Here is a 19831-nt window from a genome sequence, read left to right on the forward strand (position 1 = left end):
CCTCGTAGCGGGACGGACCCTCGCCCCAGGACGGACCCCCGGAGGGGGACGACGGGCCCCGACGGCAGCCACCCCGACGGCACCGGCTGAACCGGCGGCCGGCGCGGCTCCCCGGCAGCACCGGCCCCGGCCCGGGGTCGGCCGGGCACCGCACCGGACAGGGGCCAGTCGGGGAAGTCCGCCCATGCCGGGCGGACGTGCACGCGGGCGGGGTCAGACCTTCGGCTGGGCGCTCGTGGCCAGCGATCCGCACAGCGCCGTGGCGCCGCCGGTCCTGTACGGATCGGTGCCGGCCGGACCGCCCGCCTTCGCCGTCTGGCCGGCGAGCAGCGGGCGCAGGTGGTCGGCCGAGTCCTCGGCGCAGGCCAGCGGCCCGGCCTGGACGTAGGAGAGGACCAGTTCCGCCTGGTGCATCCGCAGGTCGTCGCGGTCGAAGCGGAAGTGCAGCTCACGCCGGACGGTGAACAGCGACACCCGTGCCTCCGCGTCCGAGCCCGTGGGCCGCAGCGCGTAGACGAGGGTGTGGTCGGCGACGACCTCCAGGGTGTTCGCGTCGGACTCGGCGGCCTGGAGGGTGCCCTGCACGCGGATCCGGTGGCCGGCGAGTTCCTCGCGGGCGGGGTCGAAGCGCACCAGCCAGCCGGTGGGTGCGTGCCGCCCGTCCGCCGCCGGGTGGTCGAAGCTCTGGTCGAACTGGTCGAGCTGCTGCGGGTCGAGCAGTATCCGTACCGGACGGGTGACGCCGCCGGTGAGGACCTCCGGGTCCAGCGAGGATCTGACCAGGTAGTCCTTGGCCGTGGTCAGGGCGGTGACGATCTGGCTGTCCGAGAAGTGCGCGGTGCGCCGGGAGGCCGGCATGGTGAAACCGTCGGCGCCGATGCGGAACTGGGCGGCCGGACTGTGCGCGTACAGCTCCTCGGCCTTCGCGGCCCCCGGCACGGCGCTCTGCGGCGCGAGCGGGATCACCGTCATGCGCAGCGGTTCGGGGGGCTGGGCGGCGGGGCTCTGGTAGGGGTGGCGTACGCCCATGTAGATCGCGGTGCCGAAGGCGATCGCGATGAGCAGGACGAGCAGCAGCGCCTGCCGGGACAGTCCGCGGTGCAGGGGCGGGCGACGCCGTACGGCGGGGGCGTGATCGTCCACGCGCTCCCGGGCGGAGAACTCCTGCAGACGGGCAGCGCGGACGAACGACTCGTCGAAGACGACGGATCGGTACTCGTCCTCGCCACCGGCGGGAGCCCCTTCGGGCGCCCCCTCAGGTGGGTCTCCAGGCCCGTCCATACCTTCAGGTTAGGTCTCCTGGAGCTCCGGTAAACGCGACGCTACGGGACAACTTCCGTCAGGTCCTCACCAGGTCTCTCAGGGCGTGCGGGGGCTCGCCGGCACGGCCGGCCGGGAGGGGTGCGCGGAGACCGACGGGCTGACCCCCGTGACCTTGTCCCGGCCCTGCTCGAGGCCCGTCGGGGCGGGCGGGGGGACCGGGTCCTGGCGGCCGGACGAAGCGCCCCGGTAGACCGCGGTGAAGGCGAGGGCGACCATGCCGACGCCCATCAGGACGGCCAGCATCCAGGCGACGGGGCGGTGCCAGCGGCCGGGCCCCGCGTACGTCCCGGACGGCCCGTAGGGGCCTTCGAGGAGGTCGACGGCGTCCAGGTCGTCCAGGTCCGGATCATGGCCGAAACCGCCGCTGCCGTCGGGGCCGAGGCCGTCCTCGTCGCCGTGGCCCCTGCCGTGCGCCCTGCGGGCCTCCTCGGAGGCCTCCGCGCGGGCCTGGGCGGCGGCGAGCAGGCGCTCCACGGCGGTGGGCTCGTGGACGACGGCCGCCCGCACGAAGTCCTCGTCGAAGACCACGGAGGCGAACTCTTCGTCCATACCCCCGCGGTCGCGGTCGTCGTCGGGCTCCCAGCCGTCCGGGAACGGCGTGCCCCCCACGTCCTCCGGCACGAATCCAGAGTAGACCTGGGGGGTCATTTTGGGCAGACCGTACGGAAATTCATCCGCCTGGCGAGACGCCCTCCCGCGGAGCGGTCTCAGCGCCGGATGTGCCCGTCCCCGGTCACGATGTACTTGGTGCTCGTCAGCTCCGGCAGGCCCATGGGGCCGCGGGCGTGGAGCTTCTGCGTGGAGATCCCGATCTCGGCGCCGAAGCCGAACTGGCCGCCGTCGGTGAAGCGCGTGGAGGCGTTCACGGCGACCGTCGTGGAGTCGACCAGCCGGGTGAATCGGCGGGCGGCCTGCTGCGAGGTGGTGACGATCGCCTCGGTGTGCCCGGAGGTCCACAGCCGGATGTGCTCGACGGCCCGGTCCAGCGAGTCGACGACGGCGGCGGCGATGTCGTAGGAGAGGTACTCGGTCTCCCAGTCCTCCGCCGTGGCCTCCACGACGGTGGCCCGCGAGTCCTTCGCGTACGCCGCGACCCGCTCGTCGGCGTGCACGGTGACCCCGGCGTCCGCGAGGGCGTCCAGGGCGCGCGGCAGGAACTGCGGGGCGATGTCCTGGTGGACCAGGAGGGTCTCGGCGGCGTTGCAGACGCTGGGCCGCTGGGCCTTGGAGTTGATCAGGATGTCGATCGCCGTGTCGAGGTCGGCGTCGGCGTCGACGTAGACGTGGCAGTTGCCGGTGCCGGTCTCGATGACGGGGACGGTGGACTCCTGCACGACGGTGCGGATCAGGGAGGCGCCGCCGCGCGGGATCAGGACGTCGACCAGGCCGCGGGCGCGCATCAGCTCGCGGACGGACTCACGGCTCTCGCCCGGCACGAGCTGGACGGCGTCGGCGGGCAGCCCGGCGCCCCCGACGGCGTCGCGCAGCACGCGCACGAGGGCGCTGTTCGACTCGTACGCCGACGAGGAACCGCGCAGCAGCACCGCGTTGCCGGACTTCAGGCAGAGGGCGGCCGCGTCGACAGTGACGTTCGGGCGGGCCTCGTAGATGATCCCGACGACGCCGAGGGGGACGCGGACCTGGCGCAGGTCGATGCCGTTCGGCAGGGTGGAGCCGCGGACGACCTCGCCGACCGGGTCGGGCAGGGCCACCACGTCGCGGACGTCCGAGGCGATCGCGCGCACCCGCTCGGGCGTGAGCGTGAGCCGGTCGATGACCGTCTCGCCGGTACCGGCCTCGCGGGCCCGGGCGACGTCCTTGGCGTTGGCGGCGACGATCTCGCTCGTACGGACCTCCAGCGCGTCCGCGATCGCGAGCAGCGCGTCGTCCTTCTCGGCCCGCGGCAGGGGCGCGAGGTCGGCGGCGGCGGCTTTCGCGCGGTAGGCGGCCTGGGTGACCGGGGACATGGAGTCGTACGGCGAGAGCGTGGTCATGACGGCAGCCTAATGCTCCGAATGGGGCCGACCGGCTGTTGTCCCAAACCCCGAGACACCCGGCGAAGGGCTCAAAAGGGGTGGACGCCCACCGGGGTTGCGGGCAGCGGGCCGTAACCCTCGGCGACGCGGTGGTGGTACGTCTCCCGGTCGATGACCTCGAGGCCGACGATCTCCCAGGGCGGGAGGTTGGCGGTCTGCCGGTGCTCGCCCCACAGGCGCAGCGCGACGGCCGCCGCGTCGTGCAGGTCGCGGGCCTCCTCCCAGTACCGGATCTCCGCGTGGTCGTTGGCGTACCGGCTGGTCAGCAGGAAGGGGTGGTCGTGGGCGAGCTGTTCGAGGGCCCGCCTGACCTCCTTCAGGGGTGCCTCGCCGCCCGAGACGCTCAGCGTGACGTGCCAGAGCCGGGGGGCGTCCTTCGGTTCCTCGACCTCGTACGTGTCACCGGCGGCGACGCTCGTGAGGGCCCGCTCCTCGCCGATCGCACGGGAGGTGCCACCACCGCGGGACGCCGCCGCCCCGGGGCGCACTCGTCTCACGACGGCCTCCTTCACGCGATGGTCGTGCCGAATCTCCCTGCCTCAAAGTTGAACAGCTACGGCGCCGTCGCGTGGCGGTTTTACGGAACGTCCCTCGCCGGAGGGCGGGAGAATCGGCCGTTCAGGACCACCGTGGCCGGTTGTCCACGGAGTGTCCGGGACGCGGTCTACGGGTGCAGGAGCACCAGGTCGTCCCGGTGTACGACCTCCCGCTCGTAGGCGGGTCCCAGCTCGCGCGCCAGTTCCCTGGTCGAGCGCCCGATCAGCTGGGGGATCTCCTTGGCGTCGAAGTTCACCAGGCCGCGGGCGACCGCCCGCCCCGCGGTGTCGCGCAGCTCGACCGGGTCGCCGGCGGTGAAGTCTCCCTCGACCGCCGCGATGCCCGCGGGCAGCAGCGACGTGCGCCGCTCGACGACCGCGCGGACCGCGCCGTCGTCCAGGGTGAGCGCGCCCCGCGGGGTCGACGCGTGCTGGAGCCACAGCAGCCGGTCGGCGGAGCGGCGCCCGGTGGGGTGGAAGTACGTGCCGGTGTCCCGTCCGGCGAGGGCGTCCGCGGCGTGCACGGCGGACGTCAGGACCACCGGGATGCCCGCGGCCGCCGCGATGCGTGCCGCCTCGACCTTGGTGACCATGCCGCCGGTGCCGACGCCCGCCTTGCCCGCGCTGCCGATCTCCACGTGCGCCAGGTCCTGCGGGCCGCGCACCTCCGCTATCCGCGACGTGCCGGGCCTGCTGGGGTCGCCGTCGTACACGCCGTCGACGTCCGAGAGCAGGACCAGCAGGTCGGCGCGCACCAGGTGGGCGACGAGCGCGGCGAGCCGGTCGTTGTCGCCGAAGCGGATCTCGTCCGTGGCGACCGTGTCGTTCTCGTTGACGACCGGCAGGGCGCCCATCGCGAGGAGTTTGTCGAGGGTGCGGGAGGCGTTGCGGTGGTGGGCCCGGCGGCTGGTGTCGTCGGAGGTGAGCAGCACCTGCCCGACGCGGATGCCGTGCCGGGCGCAGGAGGCGGTGTAGCGGGCCACCAGCAGGCCCTGGCCGACGCTGGCGGCGGCCTGCTGCCGGGCGAGGTCCTTGGGGCGGCGGCGCAGCCCCAGCGGGGCGAGCCCGGCGGCGATGGCCCCGGAGGAGACGAGGACGATCTCGCGCTCACCGTCGCCGCGGCCCTTGGCGAGGGCGTCGACGAGGGCGTCGACGCGGTCCGCGTCGAGGCCGCCGGCGGCGGTGGTCAGGGACGAGGAGCCCACCTTGACGACGATCCTGTGGGCGTCCGCCACACCCTGTCTTGCCGCTGACACGTATTTCCCCAATGTCTCCGAGGTCCGACCAGCCCGGTACGTGCAATCTACGTGAGCGCGGGCGGCCGGCGCCGCCGCGTTTCGAGGGGCGGACGACCGCCGTGTTCACAGGGTTCTCGGCAGGATGCCCGTTTTCCGGTGATTGTTCTCACCGCAGATTGCTAGCCGGGCGCCAGAGGTCATACGGTCAGTGGTCGGCCAGGTCATGCCTGCCGGCGTCACCCCCCGCTTCTCCCATCCGCCGCATCCCTTCGCAGGAGCCCCGCCCGTGCCTTCCGCACGCCTCGCCCCCCGCCGCATCGTGCAGCTCTCCGCGCTGTTCGCGATGTTCGCGCTCTTCACGGCGCAGATCGTCTCCGCTCTGCTGCCGTACGTCCCGGTGTTCGTCGCCGCGAGTGCGGCGGGTCTCGCCCTGGACGTCTATCTGCAGTACCGCGACCCCGGTCTGCTCGCGCTGCTCGGCAAGGTCCGCTTCGACGTCACGGTGCGCCAGCTGCTGCGCGACATGCTCGTCCTCGTGGGGCTGCTGCGGATCGACGGCATCGACCCGGAGCGCGAGCAGGCGCCGCTGCTCGTCGCGCTGTGCCTGTTCTACGCGCTGCACTTCGTGTGCCAGGCCGTCGCGGTGCTGGTCCGCCGCACCCGTACGCTGCCGATCGTCACGCGGAACATCGACGCCTCCGCGCTGCGCCTGAGCACCGCGCCGCCGCGCATCCTGGCCCGCCGGCCGGGCCACCGGCTGCTGACCTTCTCCGTGCCGACGACGGCCGGCCTGGTCCTCACCGCCGCCACCCAGGACGCCCTGTGGGGCCGCGTCGGTGTCGGGGCCGCCCTGGTGCTGATCATCGGCGGCATCGCCCGTCTGGGCACCTGGCTGCTCCCGAAGAAGCGCGCGAAGAGCGAGCAGCAGGTCATGGAGTGGCTGGACAGGTGGCTGGCGGAGTACCGGCCGACGGTCGCCATGTACTTCTCCGGCGGTACGACGTCGGCGTACCAGGCGAACATGTGGCTCTCGACGCTCTCCCAGATCGACGCCAAGCCGCTGATCGTGCTGCGTGAGCGCTTCATGGTGCAGAAGATCGACGCGACGGACGTCCCGATCATCTGCTTCCCGAAGGTCTCGACGATGTTCTCGCTGGAGAACTCGACGCTGAAGATGATGCTGCACCCGGCCAACGCCGCGAAGACCTCGCAGGTGCTGCGCATCCCCACGATCAAGCACGCGTTCACCAACCACGGCGAGAGCGACAAGCTGTCCTCCTGCAACCCGTACGCGAAGGCGTACGACGAGGTGTGGGTGGCGGGTCCCGCGGCCCGCGAGCGTTACCTGCTGGCCGAGGTCGGCGTCGAGAACAAGGACATCGTCGAGGTGGGCCGCCCGCAGCTGGCGCCGATCCGCCCCTACTCGGGCGCGCCGACCGGCACGTACACGACCGTCCTGTACGCCCCCACCTGGGAGGGCTGGGACGGCAACCCGGGCAACACCTCGGTGGTCCTGGCCGGTGAGAACATCGTCCGGCGGCTGCTGGCCGACGACGGTGTGCGTCTCCTCTACAAGCCGCACCCGATGACCGGCTCCGTCGACCCGCGCGCGGGCGCCGCCAACGAGCGCATCAAGGCGATGATCCGCGAGGCCAACACCAAGCGGTCGGGCGCCCGCCCCGGCCCCGAGGCGGCGGCCGAGCTGGCCCGCCGCACCGCGGAGCTGGACAAGCTGACCTCCACCGCGTTCCGGCCCAGCGCGGACGAGATGGAGCGGATGCTGCTCCAGGGCGCCCCGCACGGTGACCGCGAGGCGGAGATCGCCCGGGCCACCACGGCGTGGGAGTCCGCCTACTGGGCGTCCTTCCCGGAGTGGGAGCACCAGATCATCACGGACGCGCGTCCGGCGATCTTCGCCTGCTTCAACCAGGCCGACCTGCTGATCAGCGATGTCTCCTCGGTCGTCTCCGACTGGCTGTCCAGCGAGAAGCCGTACGCCGTCGCCAACACCTCGGGCATGTCCGAGGCGGCCTTCCGCGCGGGCTTCCCGACGGTGTCGGCGGGCGTCGTCCTGACCCAGGCGGCGGACGGTGTCCCGGCCCTGCTGGAGTCGGTGCGCTCCCCCGAGAAGGACCTGTTCACCGCGGCCCGCGCCGAGCTCAAGGAACATCTGCTGGGCCCCTCGGACCCGCCGTCCCTGGCCCGCTTCGACTCGGCGATCGCGGCCCTGTGCACCAAGGCCGACGAGCGCCGGGTGCGTATGGAGTCGCGTCTGGCCGCGGAGATCCCCTCCCAGCGCAGCGCCGCCCAGGAGACGGCCCAGGAGTCCGACCAGGGCCTGGAGGCCGTCGAGACCGAGGAGAACGGCGCGGAGGACTCGGTCACCGCGTAGGTCCACGCAGTACGCCGACGGCCCCCGGGAGCAGCGCTCCCGGGGGCCTCGACGTGCACGGCGTCCGGGTCAGTCCGGGCAGACCGCCGCCGGCAGCCTGGGCAGCCCGCGCCGCTCACCGTCCGTGAGGTCACGGCCGAGGACCTCGCACAGATGGCGTTTCCACCGGCCGGGGTCGAGCGACAGCAGGTTCACCACGCCATTCTGGACCCGGAGCAGCGTCCGGCCGTCCCGGGTGGCGGCGAGGAAGTACTGGTCCTCGGCGAAGTCGTACGTCTCGAAGCGGCTCGGGTCGCCCGCGTACTGGAAGCGCACCGAGTTCCCCGCCGCCATGTAGAACTCCGAGCCGCGGCCGGTGAAACCGAGAGTGAATCCGTCGCCCCAGGACACGTCGTTCGCCCCGAGCGGCCCGAGCGGGCCGAGCACCCTTTCGGGCGGGTGCCCGGCGCCCACGGACCACAGTTCGACCATGCTGCCCTTCGTCTTCGCGGCGGCGTACCGTCCGCTCGGGTCGAGGAAGGCGCGGTCGTTGTCCGGGCCGAGAGCCACCCTCAAGCCCCTGACCTCCTTGCCGGTCCGCAGGTCGACGGCGTACAGCCGCGACTGGCCGCGCACCACGATCTGTACGAGTCCGGGTTCGGGGCGGCGGTTCAGTGCGTAGCCGGAGTCGGGCGGGTTGCCGTCGGAGGTGGTCAGGGCGGGCGTCTTCCCGGGGAGTCCCAGCTTGCGCGCGTCCAGGGTCTTCGTCAGGCGTCGGCCGCTGCGGGCGTCGAAGTGCTCGATCCGGGTGCCCGAGAGGGTGACGAGTTCGTCGCCGCCCGGCAGGAAGAGCAGCGAGAGGCCAGCCCTCCCCTGCTTGTCGACGGGAGGCATGCGGGTGGTGATCTCGGCGACCTCGCGAAGCGAGGGAATCCGCCGGATCTGGATCCTGTCGCGGCCCACGACGTCGGCCACCAGGGTCTGCGCCTCGTTGACCGCCAGGGTGTGCGCAGCGTCCGGGTTCATGGCGCTGTCCCGTGGCGGCCGCTTCACCTGGGTCTTCACGTGTCCGGTCGTCGCGTCGACCAGTGCCAGACGGTTGCCGACGTGGTCCGGGGGAGCCTTGCGCGTCTCTATGTGGGCGACCAGGGTCCTGGCGTCATCCAGTATCAAAGGATGGACGACCACGAGGTGCAGCGGATGGTCGGACGTCTCCAGCGACAGTCCGGTCACGCCGGTCTCGTCCCAGACGGGGACCACGGGGTGCTCCGGGTCCCCGAGCAGACGGCCGGTGGGGTCGGCCGTCTGCTCGGTACCGTCCGCGCGCAGCAGCCGGTTGCCCTTGCGGACGCCGCCCACGGCCCACTCGGCCTTGTACACGTGCATCGCGAGGAGGGCGCCCGTACGGTCCAGGGCCACGCCACGGCAGCGGTAGCCGTCGGTCACGTAGCGCTTCAGCTCCCGGCCGTCCGTCACCCGCAGTGTCCGGTAGACCGCGTGGTTCGTCCCGTCCCGCTTCTCCGTCCGGCAATGGCTCAGCACCCTGCCGTCACCGGACAGCGCGACGGCCGGCACCGACATGATCATGGTGTCCATTTCGAACACCATTACGTCGCGCGCGAGTTCACGTGTCCGGCCGGTGCGGGTGTCGATCGCCACGACCGTGTGCTTCCCGCCGTTGGGATCCTGGGGACCCCGCTGGGCCACCAGCGTCCTCGCGTCCGGACCGAACCACGCCGCCCGGACCGCGGGCGGCCGTCCGGGCACCGGCCGGCGGGTCCCGGCCCGCAGGTCCCACACGCCCAGCCGCTCGTCCGCCACCGTCACGATCTCGGAGCCGTCCGGGGAGAAGTCCATGAAGTGGACCTGCTCGCTGTGGGATCGCTTCGCCTCGGCCTTGGCAGCGAACTCGGCGGCAGCTCGCCCGGCAGGTGAGGGCCGACGGCGAGTTCCTGGCGGCCCGGGCGGACGTCACACCCGGAACCTGCTGCACGGGACGCGTGATCACCTCGCGGAGCTGTTCGCGGGTCATCGGGGTCAGGGTCAGCGTCTGCCCCGCCCGCAGCGCTGGGCCCAGGCGCGGGTGCTGGAGCATCGCGCCCATGAGGTCGGCCCGCAGGGTGAGCAGGACCCGCGGTCCGCCGTCCGTCCGGCGCTCGGGGAAGAGCAGCCGGACGGCCTCCTCGACCTCCGCCTCCGTACGGTCCAGGAGCGCCTCGGCCTGGTCCAGGACGACGAGCAGCCTGCCACCCGCACCGCCGCGCGCCCGGTGCAGGGCGTCCGCCAGGCCCTTGCCCGCGATCCAGGACTCGACCTGGTCGGCGCTCGCAGCCCGGGCCGGCCCGTACCGGCCGGAGAGGACGTCCTCGTACAGCGCGGTGGCGAGCGCGAACAGCGGGGACGAGACCTGCCCGGCGTTCACCACTAGCACGTCCCAGCCGGCCCGCCGCATCCGCGGGACCACACCAGCCAGCGCCAGGGACGACTTCCCGGAGCCCGACGGCCCGCACAGGGTGACGGTCAGCCGCTCATCACCCAGGGCGTCGACCACGTCCTCGATGTCGTCGTCCCGCCCGAAGAAGACGTCCGCGTCGGATTCCCGGAAGGTGGCGAGGCCCCGGAACGGCACGTCGGGCAGCACGAGCGAGGCGAGTCCCGGCAGCTCCGCCAGCAGGGTCCGGGTCCGCAGGACGAACGCCTGCTGGGCCTCCTGCTCGGGCTGGGCCGCCACCATCAGGCCGATGGCCGCACCGAGTTCGTTGTCCCAGACCGGTGTCCCGCTGAAGCCCTGCCTGACGTGTGCGGCCTGCCCGTCGGCCCGGGAGAGCTGGATCCAGCCCTCGCCGGTGGCGCCGCCGAGCATCCCGCGGAACCAGCTCTCGCCCGGCTCGCCGTCCGTGAACCCCACCGCGCGGGCCCCGTGCTCCCAGACGCTCCCGGGGTCGGCCATGGGCAGCGGGCGGGCTCCGGGGAGCGGCTCGGGCAGCCGCAGCAGGGCCAGGTCGCCCGTCCGGTCGGCCCGGATGGGGATCCAGGCCTCGACGACGGCCCTGCGTTCCGGGCGCGGGCGGCCGGGAGCCGTGCCCGGCGCGCCCTCGGTGCTGCGCGTGCGCCCGAACCCGCCTGTGCCCTCGTCGCCGCTCCCGAACCCGCCGGTGCCCTCGTCGCCCCTCCCGGCCGCTCCGGACGCGCCGGTGCCCTCGTCATCGGTCCCGGCCGCCAGCGGAAGGTCCACGGTGACGGCGGTCCCCACGGCCACCGGATCCTCCCGCCGCGTGCCGAGCACGTCGGACACCACATGGGCGCAGGTCAGCACCAGGTCGGGGGCGACGTGGAAGCCCGCGCCGCCGACCTCGCCGTCCTGCCCCTTGATCCGGACGACCGCGGCGGCCAGCGCCTCGTCCGGACTCCGCGACTCCTCCCCCGTCACCGCGCCGCCCGCCCGGCTCAGCTCGCCCGAGGACTGTCCGGAGCCGCGCCCGGGTCCTCACTCCGGTGCCAGGTCAGCGTCACCGAGAAGTTGGCCTGCGTGGCGGTGCTGGCGATGACGACGTCCGCCTCGGCCGACAGCGACACCCCGAACTCCAGCGTCATCTCGTCGGGCGGGTTCGCGAGCGCCCCGAACCGGCCGACGAAGCTGTCGGCGACCGGGCGTACGGTGTCGAGCATCTCGCCGAGCGACCGCTCGGCGCGGGCCACGGCCCGTCCCCCGCGCCCCACCCGGACCAGGGACTCGTCCACCTCCCGGATCTGGACGCGCACGACGTCGTCGCCCCCGTCGCCCACGGGCACCTCGACGGTCCGCACGGTCCGGTCGCTCATGACGCTCCTTCGGCACTCGGCTGAGGAGTCCGCGCACACCGCCCGGCCGGGCCCGCGGCTCGCCCCGCATCGTAGATCGTCACGCGGCGAACACACCTTGTAATCAGCCGACTTGGGCCGGGCCAAGACGCGCGCCAGGAGCGGCCTCACATGCGGGAACGCCCCGATCCGTGCGGATCGGGGCGTTCCATGACCATCGGGCGCGGGTGCCGGGAGCGGCTAGAACGGCTCGAAGTCGTCGTACGCCTTCTCCGACTCGTCCCGCTCCGCCTGCTTGTCGCGGCGGCGCTGGGCGGCGGGACGGGGAGCGTCGAAGCGGTGGTCCTCGCCGCGCCGGCCGAGCATCTCGGCGCCGGCCATGACCGTGGGCTCCCAGTCGAAGACGACCGCGTTCTCCTCGGGGCCGATGGCGACGCCGTCGCCCGTGCGGGCGCCGGCCTTCATCAGCTGGTCCTCGACTCCGAGCCGGCTCAGCCGGTCGGCGAGGTAGCCGACGGCCTCGTCGTTGCTGAAGTCGGTCTGCCGGACCCAGCGCTCGGGCTTCTCGCCGCGGACGCGGTACAGGCCGTCCTCCTCCCGCGCCACCGTGAAGCCGGCGTCGTCGACCGCCTTCGGGCGGATGACGATGCGCGTGGCCTCCTCCTGCGGCTTGGCCGCGCGGGCCTTCGCGATCACGTCGGCGAGGGCGAAGGACAGCTCCTTGAGGCCCGTGTGGGCGACGGCCGACACCTGGAAGACACGGTAGCCGCGGCCCTCCAGCTCGGGCCGGACCATCTCGGCCAGGTCCTTGCCGTCCGGTACGTCGATCTTGTTCAGGACGACCATGCGCGGGCGCCGGTCGAGACCGCCGTACTGCTTCAGCTCCTCCTCGATGATGTCGAGGTCGGAGACCGGGTCGCGGTCCGATTCGAGGGTCGCAGTGTCCAGGACGTGGACGAGGACGGAGCAGCGCTCCACGTGGCGGAGGAACTCGAGGCCGAGGCCCTTGCCCTGGCTGGCGCCGGGGATGAGCCCGGGCACGTCGGCGATCGTGTAGACGGTCTCGCCGGCCGTGACCACGCCGAGGTTCGGGACGAGCGTCGTGAACGGGTAGTCCGCGATCTTCGGCTTGGCGGCGGACAGCACGGAGATCAGCGAGGACTTGCCCGCGCTCGGGTAGCCGACCAGGGCCACGTCCGCGACCGTCTTCAGCTCCAGGACGATGTCCTGGAAGTCGCCGGGCACGCCGAGGAGCGCGAAACCGGGGGCCTTGCGACGGGCCGAGGCCAGCGCCGCGTTTCCGAGGCCGCCGCGGCCGCCCTGGGCGGCGACGTAGGAGGTGCCGTTGCCGACCAGGTCGGCGAGGACGTTGCCCGCCTTGTCGAGGACGACCGTGCCGTCCGGGACGGGCAGGATCAGGTCCTGGCCGTCCTTGCCGGAGCGGTTGCCGCCCTCGCCGGGCTTGCCGTTGGTCGCGCTGCGGTGCGGCTTGTGGTGATAGTCGAGCAGCGTGGTGACGGACTGGTCCACGACCAGGATCACGTCACCGCCACGGCCTCCGTTGCCGCCGTCGGGGCCGCCGAGCGGCTTGAACTTCTCCCGGTGTACGGAGGCACAGCCGTGGCCTCCGCTACCCGCGGCGACATGCAGCTCGACGCGGTCCACGAAGGTGGTCATGGTGGGGTGCCTCCAGCACTTCGGTTACTTCTGTACGTACGGAATGTCTCTTGGGTAACACGCGAAAGGCGGACCCGCCTTCCCGACCGGGAAGTGAGGTCCGCCTCGCGAGAAACCTGTTCCGCGGAGCCTGGGCCCTAAAGGGACTGGATCAGGCGACCGGAACGATGTTCACGACCTTGCGGCCGCGGTGGGTGCCGAACTCCACCGCACCGGCGGTCAGCGCGAACAGCGTGTCGTCCTTGCCACGGCCGACGCTGGCGCCGGGGTGGAAGTGGGTGCCACGCTGGCGGACCAGGATCTCACCGGCGTTGACGACCTGACCGCCGAAGCGCTTCACGCCGAGCCGCTGAGCATTGGAGTCGCGACCGTTCCGGGTGGACGATGCGCCCTTCTTGTGTGCCATCTCTCCTCAGTCCCTTACTTCGCAGCCGCGGGGATCTCAGTGACCTTGATCGCCGTGTACTGCTGGCGGTGGCCCTGACGACGGCGGTAGCCGGTCTTGTTCTTGTAGCGAAGGATGTCGATCTTCGCGCCCTTGTGGTGGTCCACGATCTCGGCCTGGACCTTGATGCCGTCGAGGACCCAGGGGTCACTCGTCACGGCGTCGCCGTCGACAACGAGCAGGGTCGAGAGCTCGACCGTGTCGCCAACCTTGGCAGTGGAAATCTTGTCAACCTCAACGATGTCGCCGACAGCAACCTTGTGCTGGCGACCACCGCTGCGCACGATGGCGTACACGCGGATCTCTCTCTCACTCGGATCGGGACCCCCGCAGTCCAGCCACCGGCTTGCGCGAGCGGCCTCTCCCGAGCGCGAACGCCGGGAGGAAGAGGTTTACGGGGATGCGGCGCGTCAGGGGACACGCCGACGGTCAAGGTTACGGGGCCGCAGCCGAAAGGGTCAAACCAGGCCGGGCCCGGCGACCGTGCCGCACGTCACGTCGTCGGCTTCTCGCCGTCGTCCGGGAGCGGCTTCACGCCCCTGCACAGGTCCGTGGTGTCCGCGGCACCGGGGTACGCGACCGACCGTACGCGGTCGAAGTGCGCCCGGTACATGTCGTGCACGGCGTCGTCGTCGACCTTCACGATCGACTCGTCGTTCTCGCGGAGCGCGGGCCCGGTGTAGTTCCCGGAGCCGGTGAAGCTGACCTTGTTCTGCACGCCGTCGTACATGCCGTCGATGAGGATGTACTTGGAGTGGATGATGAACGGCGTGATCAGCTTCTGGCCGGGGTTCAGCGGGTCCCGGTCGTCGTTGTAGCAGCGCACCGAGGGGCCGCCGGTGGTGTGCAGCTTCTCCCAGGTGCCCTTGGTGCCGCCGGAGCTCTTGGCGCTGTCCGTCTCGGCGTACACGACGCTCACCGAGCAGCCCGCCTTCTGCAGCGAGACCAGCTTCTCGGCGATCGCCATCCTGGTCAGCTTGAAGATCGCGACCCGGACCTTGGTCTTCTGCGTGACCCCGGCGGCGTCCTTGTACGAGCACTGGACGTTGTTCAGCACCGAGTAGACGGTGTCGGTGTCCCGCGTGTTGCCCTCGCGCGGGAAGAAGTACGCCTTGTAGAGACCGTTGCTGACGGTGCGGTAGTTCCAGGACGCCCAGTCACGGGCGACCATCGTGTCGAAGTAGTCCGAGTACGCGTCGTACATCGTCGGGTTGTTCGGCAGCAGCAGCGCGTCGTTGAAGAAACGGGTGTGCGCGGACGGCGTCGAGTTCGACGTCGTCTCGACGACCACGTTCGTGGCGCCCTGGACTGCGGAGAACAGCCAGAACTTGTTGTGCATGATCGACTGCCCGAACTTCGGGTCGCCGAGACAGGACTTCTTCGCCGGGCACGTGCTGACGTAGGAGCCCTTGGCGCGGTCGGTGCCGAGACCCGCGGCCAGCGTGCTGTACGACGTGTTGGTCGGACGGTCGCTGACGCTGGACTCGTCGAGCAGGACCTGGACGTTGACCCCGCGGTCCTTCGCGGCCACCAGGGCGTTGACGACCGACGCCTCCCACACGTGGTACACCGCGACCTTGATGACCGAGCCGGGCAGTGCCGCGTTGGTCAGCTCGATGAGCCGGGTGCGGATCGCGTACTGCTGATCCGTGGTCCCCAGCGGGTCGTTGAAGATCGGGCCCTCGGTCCACGTCGGACCGCCCACCGCCTCCGCGGTGCCCGCCGACGTCGCCGCCTGGACCCCCGCGGCCGACAGCACCGTGGCCAGCGCGACGGCCTGGCGTCCTCCCTTGACCGGCTTCACAGCGCGGTGCCGCCCCGTGCCCGTCAGGCGCACGCGCGCCATGAGATCCCCTCCCCTGACACGAGCAAGCCGTCTCCCCAACGCCGCCCGTGAGTTCATCCGTGTGACTGCTTGAGTTTTACATGTAGCTGATCGTGTTCCAAGCGGCGGGGGGTGGCCGCGGAAGCGGAGAAGCCCTGAAAACCCGTCAGGACGGACGAAAATCCCCGCTCAGGCGCCCGCGCCCCGATCCGCTCCCGCCCTGTCCGCACATACGTACGCCCCCTGCCCGGCGGTGGTCACCGCCGGGCAGGGGGCGTGCGGTCTGCTCAGTCCTCGTCGGTGGAGGCCGTGACGGTGGACACCGTCCGCTCCGCCGCCGCGGTCTTCTTCGACGTCGACTTGGCGGCCGTCTTGGTGGTCTTGGCCGCCGCCTTCTTCGCCGTCGTCTTCTTCGCGGCCGTCTTCTTGGCCGCGGTCTTCTTCGTGGCGGCCTTCTTCGCGGTCGCCTTCTTGGCCGTCTTGCGGGCCGTCTTCTTCGCCGGTGCCGACTCCGCCGGCTCCTCGGCCGGCGTCTCGGCACCGGCCGCCTCGGGCGCGGAGTCCTGTGCCGCGGGGGTCTCCGCCGCGGCCGACGGGACGACCACGACGGCCGCCTCCTCGGACGCGGTGGGCGCGGTCGCCTTGCGGACGGCACGGCGGCGCGGACGGGCCGGGGCGGCGCTGTCTGCGGGCGCCTCTGCCTGTCCGGCAGCCGGCGACTCGGCCACCGGCTCCGGCTCCGACGCGGGCTCAGGCTTCGGCTCGGCGACGGGCTGCGGGGAGACCGCGACCGTCACCGCCGCGGCCTCGTCGGACGCCTTGGGCGAACCGGCGGGGGCCGACACCTTGCGGGTCGCCCGACGGCGCGTACGGCCCTGCGGGGCGGACACCTCGGGCGCCGGGGCCTCCTGGGCGGGCGCGAGCTCCGCGGGGGCCTCGGCCGCCACGGGTGCATCCACGGGGGCCGCGGGCGCCTCGACGACCGGGTCCTCGACGGCCACCGGCTCCGACTCGGCGGCGTCCCGGGACTTGGCGGCACGCTCCTCGCCCCGCGGCGCACCCGCCGGAGCGGACGCACGCCGGCCGGTCCTGCGCCGCGAACGGCCCCGGGACGCGGCGGCCTCGGCCTCGGCGGCGCTGCTGTACAGCTCCTCGTCCGGCTGGAACTCGGGGGCCGGCAGCGCGGCCGGCACGGCGGCCTCCGCGGCCACCTCGGCCTCGGTCTCAGCCTCCGGCTCGGCCTCGAAGGTCTCCGCGGCCTCGTGCTCGAGCTCGTGCGTGTGCTCGCCGCCACGGCCGCGCTTCTTGCGCTTGCCGCCGCCACCGACGGAGGTCGGCTGCTCCATGTGCACGATGACGCCGCGGCCGTTGCAGTGGACGCAGGTCTCCGAGAAGGACTCCAGGAGGCCCTGGCCGACCCGCTTGCGGGTCATCTGCACGAGGCCCAGCGAGGTGACCTCGGCCACCTGGTGCTTCGTACGGTCCCGGCCCAGGCACTCCAGCAGCCGCCGCAGCACGAGGTCCCGGTTGGACTCCAGGACCATGTCGATGAAGTCGATGACGACGATGCCGCCGAGGTCGCGCAGCCGCAGCTGACGCACGATCTCCTCGGCCGCCTCCAGGTTGTTCCTGGTGACGGTCTCCTCGAGGTTGCCGCCCTGCCCGGTGAACTTTCCGGTGTTGACGTCGACCACGATCATGGCCTCGGTCTTGTCGATCACCAGCGAACCGCCGCTCGGCAGCCAGACCTTGCGGTCCAGCGCCTTCATCAGCTGCTCGTCGATGCGGTGCGTCGCGAAGACGTCGACCTCGGAGGTCCACTTCGAGAGCCGGTCGGTCAGATCGGGCGCCACATGGGACACGTATCCGTGGATCGTCTCCCACGCCTCGTCGCCGCTGACGATGACCTTGGTGAAGTCCTCGTTGAAGATGTCGCGCACGACGCGGACGGTCATGTCCGGCTCGCCGTACAGCAGGGTCGGAGCGTTTCCGCTCTTCGCCTTCTTCTGGATGTCCTCCCACTGCCCCTGGAGCCGCTCGACGTCACGGCGCAGCTCGTCCTCGCTCGCGCCCTCGGCGGCGGTGCGCACGATGACGCCCGCGTCCTCGGGGACGATCTTCTTGAGGATGGTCTTCAGCCGTGCGCGCTCGGTGTCGGGCAGCTTGCGGCTGATGCCGGTCATCGAGCCCTCGGGCACATAGACCAGGTAGCGGCCCGGCAGGGACACCTGGCTGGTCAGCCGGGCGCCCTTGTGACCGATCGGGTCCTTCGTCACCTGGACGAGGACCGACTGGCCGGACTTCAGCGCGGACTCAATGCGACGGGGGCCGTTGGCCATGCCCAGCGCCTCGAAGTTGACCTCACCGGCGTACAGGACGGCGTTGCGGCCCTTGCCGATGTCGATGAAGGCGGCCTCCATCGACGGCAGCACGTTCTGGACCTTGCCCAGGTAGACGTTGCCGACGTACGAGGTCGACTGCTCCTTGTTGACGTAGTGCTCGACGAGCACGTTGTCCTCGAGGACGCCGATCTGGGTGCGGTCGCCGTTCTGGCGCACGACCATCACGCGCTCGACGGCCTCGCGGCGGGCCAGGAACTCGGCCTCGGTGATGATCGGGACGCGTCGGCGGCCCTGCTCGCGGCCCTCGCGGCGGCGCTGCTTCTTGGCCTCGAGACGGGTGGAGCCCTTGATGGACTGCACCTCGTCCGAGGGGTGCTCGTCCTTCTTGCTGCGCGGTTCGCGGACCTTCACGATCGTCCGCTCGGGGTCGCTGTCCGCGGTCTCGACCTCGACGCCCGAGTCACCGGCGCGACGGCGGCGACGGCGGCGGCGACGGCTGCTGCTGGAGCCGGAACCGCCCGCCTCCTCACGCTCGTCGGCGTCCTCGGCGTCGTCCTCGGCCGGCTCGGCGGTGTCCTCGGTGTCCTGCGCGGCCTGCTCGTCGGCGTACTCGTCGTCACCGGAGTCGGTGTCGGAGTCCCCGGCCTCACCGCGGCGACGGCGGCGGCCACCGCGGCGGCGACGGCGGCGGGAGCCGGTGTCCTCGGTGTCGTCGCCGTCGGCGGCGTCCTCGGCGGACTCCTCCTCGTCGACGGTCTCCTCGGGCTCGGGCTCGGGCTTCGGCGCGGCCTGCGCGCTCGCGGCGGGCTCCTGGTCACCACCGCGGCGGCGACGGCGGCGGCGCGGTCCGGCCTGCTCCTCGACGGCCTCCACCGTCTCCGTGGGCTCCTCCGCGGGCTCCTCGGCCGGCTCCTCGACGTCCTCGGCGGCGGCAGCGGCGGCCCGCTCCGGGGTCTGGAACATCGGCTCGGCGAAGACCGGCGCCTGGAAGACGGCCACGGCGGGGCGCGCGGGGCGTCGTGCGGAGTCGCCCTCGTCGGTCTCCGGCGCGGGCGCGGAGAAACCGGCGGCGGCCTGGCGGGTGGCGCGGCGGCGGCCGCCACGGCGCGGCGCGGCCACCTCCTCGGACTGCGTGAACTGCGCGGTCCCGGCGGCGGGCTCCGCCGCGGCGGCAGGCGTCGCGGCAGGCTCCTCGGGCCGGCTCTCGTCGGCCACGGGCGCCTCCACCGGCTCGGCGGTGGCGTCCTCGGGCGCACCGGCGGGCGTGGAGACCCGTCGGGTGGCGCGGCGGCGGGAGCGACGGGGGGCGGCGTCCTCGGCCGCCTCGGCGGGCTCCGGGGACTCCACCGGCTCGGCGGCGGGAGCGGACTCGTCCGCCGGGGTGAGGGGGGCCCGGTCCGCGGCCTCAGCCGTCTCGACCGTACGGGCGGGCGCGGAGGCACGGCGCCGCGTACGGCGGGCGGGGGCCGCCTCCTCCACGGGGGCGGCCTCGGCAGGGGTGGCCTCGGCGGCCCTGTCGGCCGGTACGTCCGCGGGGGCCGCGGACTCGGCGGAGGCCGGTGCGCCGGCGGGCGCCGAGGCGCGACGGGTGGCCCGCCTGCGGGAACGGCGCGGCGCGGCGTCGTCGTCGGCCTGCTCGGTCACAGTCCCGGCGACGGCGGCGGACTCGGCCGCGGGCTCGGGGGTCTCGGCACCGGCGACGGCGGGCACCACGGTCTCCGCCTCGACGTCGGCCGCCGGAGCGGCGACGGGCGCGGTCGCACGCCGGGTGGCACGGCGCCGGGCGCGGCGCGGGGCGCCGTCCTCGGCGGGGGCCTCGGCGCCGGTGGTGACGGGGGCCTCGGCCGCCGTCTCTTCGCTCTCTCGCGCCCCGGGCGTGTCCGTGGCATCGGTCACGGTCTCGTCCGTGGCGAGCTCGGCGGACGACGCGGCCGGTACGGCGGGCGCGGTGGTCTCGGCCGCCGCTTCGGAGGCGGCGGACGGCGGGCCCGCGGGACGCGAGGCGGCGCGGCGACGGCGTCGCGGCGGCAGCGTGTCGCTGGGGCTGGTGTTGTCGGCGGAGCCCGTGGAGGGCTCGGTGGGTTCGGTCGGCTCGAGCATGCGGGTGGATCTCCCGTCAGGCTCCCGGGCGCCGCGCCTGGCCCGGATGAATCCGGTGACGTCCGCGGCTCGCGCGATGCGCGGTGCCGCCGTCCGGGGCGCGGGCGCCGCACGGGAGCTCTCTGTGTCCTGTCTCG

Annotated in this window: 14 protein-coding genes; 1 reads left to right on the forward strand and 13 read right to left on the reverse strand. The window is 72.8% G+C overall.

The window, feature by feature from the left end; all coding sequences use genetic code 11:
- Nucleotides 1–213: 213 nt before the first annotated feature.
- The 5 genes from ACFYP4_RS06270 to proB all read right to left on the reverse strand — a co-directional run bounded on the left by ACFYP4_RS06270 (nucleotide 214) and on the right by proB (nucleotide 5151).
- Nucleotides 214–1281 carry a hypothetical protein gene (locus tag ACFYP4_RS06270; protein ID WP_388783288.1) on the reverse strand — a complete coding sequence of 356 codons (1068 nt, stop codon included), beginning with the start codon at nucleotides 1279–1281 and terminating at the stop codon, nucleotides 214–216.
- 78 nt (nucleotides 1282–1359) lie between these two features.
- Nucleotides 1360–1971 carry a hypothetical protein gene (locus ACFYP4_RS06275; RefSeq protein ID WP_388783291.1) on the reverse strand — a complete coding sequence of 204 codons (612 nt, stop codon included), beginning with the start codon at nucleotides 1969–1971 and terminating at the stop codon, nucleotides 1360–1362.
- A gap of 59 nt (nucleotides 1972–2030) precedes the next feature.
- Nucleotides 2031–3317, reverse strand: a complete 1287-nt coding sequence (locus ACFYP4_RS06280; protein WP_358853719.1) for a glutamate-5-semialdehyde dehydrogenase — start codon at nucleotides 3315–3317, stop codon at nucleotides 2031–2033.
- 71 nt (nucleotides 3318–3388) lie between these two features.
- Nucleotides 3389–3847 carry a hypothetical protein gene (locus ACFYP4_RS06285; protein WP_358853744.1) on the reverse strand — a complete coding sequence of 153 codons (459 nt, stop codon included), beginning with the start codon at nucleotides 3845–3847 and terminating at the stop codon, nucleotides 3389–3391.
- Between the two features lie 176 nt (nucleotides 3848–4023).
- Entirely contained in the window at nucleotides 4024–5151 is a 1128-nt protein-coding gene (proB, locus tag ACFYP4_RS06290) for a glutamate 5-kinase (RefSeq protein WP_358853718.1), read from the reverse strand.
- 268 nt (nucleotides 5152–5419) lie between these two features.
- On the opposite strand from proB, the gene ACFYP4_RS06295 reads away from it, so the two are divergent.
- Entirely contained in the window at nucleotides 5420–7525 is a 2106-nt protein-coding gene (locus ACFYP4_RS06295; RefSeq protein ID WP_388783294.1) for a hypothetical protein, read from the forward strand.
- Between the two features lie 69 nt (nucleotides 7526–7594).
- Here the strand turns inward: ACFYP4_RS06295 and ACFYP4_RS06300 are convergent, their stop codons facing one another.
- From ACFYP4_RS06300 to ACFYP4_RS06335, 8 genes are all read right to left on the reverse strand, one after another.
- The gene (locus ACFYP4_RS06300) at nucleotides 7595–9100 is read right to left on the reverse strand and encodes a hypothetical protein (RefSeq protein WP_388783297.1); all 1506 of its coding nucleotides are present in this window, start codon (nucleotides 9098–9100) and stop codon (nucleotides 7595–7597) included.
- A 28-nt stretch (nucleotides 9101–9128) separates the two neighbouring features.
- Entirely contained in the window at nucleotides 9129–10934 is a 1806-nt protein-coding gene (locus ACFYP4_RS06305) for a trypsin-like peptidase domain-containing protein (RefSeq protein WP_388783300.1), read from the reverse strand.
- 17 nt (nucleotides 10935–10951) lie between these two features.
- Complete coding sequence (locus ACFYP4_RS06310; protein WP_358853715.1) at nucleotides 10952–11326, reverse strand: CU044_2847 family protein; 375 nt, start codon at nucleotides 11324–11326, stop codon at nucleotides 10952–10954.
- Between the two features lie 219 nt (nucleotides 11327–11545).
- Complete coding sequence (gene obgE / locus ACFYP4_RS06315) at nucleotides 11546–12982, reverse strand: GTPase ObgE (protein ID WP_358853714.1); 1437 nt, start codon at nucleotides 12980–12982, stop codon at nucleotides 11546–11548.
- 151 nt (nucleotides 12983–13133) lie between these two features.
- A complete protein-coding gene (gene rpmA / locus ACFYP4_RS06320; protein WP_354782314.1) occupies nucleotides 13134–13388 on the reverse strand; it encodes a 50S ribosomal protein L27 in 255 nt (84 codons plus the stop codon).
- Nucleotides 13389–13402: 14 nt separating this feature from the next.
- The gene (rplU, locus tag ACFYP4_RS06325; protein WP_358853713.1) at nucleotides 13403–13723 is read right to left on the reverse strand and encodes a 50S ribosomal protein L21; all 321 of its coding nucleotides are present in this window, start codon (nucleotides 13721–13723) and stop codon (nucleotides 13403–13405) included.
- 197 nt (nucleotides 13724–13920) lie between these two features.
- Nucleotides 13921–15273 carry a phospholipase D-like domain-containing protein gene (locus ACFYP4_RS06330; protein WP_388783304.1) on the reverse strand — a complete coding sequence of 451 codons (1353 nt, stop codon included), beginning with the start codon at nucleotides 15271–15273 and terminating at the stop codon, nucleotides 13921–13923.
- Between the two features lie 266 nt (nucleotides 15274–15539).
- Nucleotides 15540–19694, reverse strand: a complete 4155-nt coding sequence (locus ACFYP4_RS06335) for an Rne/Rng family ribonuclease (RefSeq protein WP_388783307.1) — start codon at nucleotides 19692–19694, stop codon at nucleotides 15540–15542.
- Nucleotides 19695–19831: the final 137 nt, after the last annotated feature.

The organism is Streptomyces sp. NPDC005551, assembly GCF_042871785.1.
GTDB lineage: Bacteria > Actinomycetota > Actinomycetes > Streptomycetales > Streptomycetaceae > Streptomyces.

Bases quoted from the DNA above. Each gene is read 5' to 3' on its own strand.
- rpmA (WP_354782314.1), bottom strand. From the start codon at position 13,388: ATGGCACACAAGAAGGGCGCATCGTCCACCCGGAACGGTCGCGACTCC.
- ACFYP4_RS06330 (WP_388783304.1), bottom strand. From the start codon at position 15,273: ATGGCGCGCGTGCGCCTGACGGGCACGGGGCGGCACCGCGCTGTGAAG.
- ACFYP4_RS06335 (WP_388783307.1), bottom strand. From the start codon at position 19,694: ATGCTCGAGCCGACCGAACCCACCGAGCCCTCCACGGGCTCCGCCGAC.
- ACFYP4_RS06270 (WP_388783288.1), bottom strand. From the start codon at position 1,281: ATGGACGGGCCTGGAGACCCACCTGAGGGGGCGCCCGAAGGGGCTCCC.
- ACFYP4_RS06310 (WP_358853715.1), bottom strand. From the start codon at position 11,326: ATGAGCGACCGGACCGTGCGGACCGTCGAGGTGCCCGTGGGCGACGGG.
- ACFYP4_RS06300 (WP_388783297.1), bottom strand. From the start codon at position 9,100: ATGGACACCATGATCATGTCGGTGCCGGCCGTCGCGCTGTCCGGTGAC.
- obgE (WP_358853714.1), bottom strand. From the start codon at position 12,982: ATGACCACCTTCGTGGACCGCGTCGAGCTGCATGTCGCCGCGGGTAGC.
- ACFYP4_RS06275 (WP_388783291.1), bottom strand. From the start codon at position 1,971: ATGACCCCCCAGGTCTACTCTGGATTCGTGCCGGAGGACGTGGGGGGC.
- ACFYP4_RS06280 (WP_358853719.1), bottom strand. From the start codon at position 3,317: ATGACCACGCTCTCGCCGTACGACTCCATGTCCCCGGTCACCCAGGCC.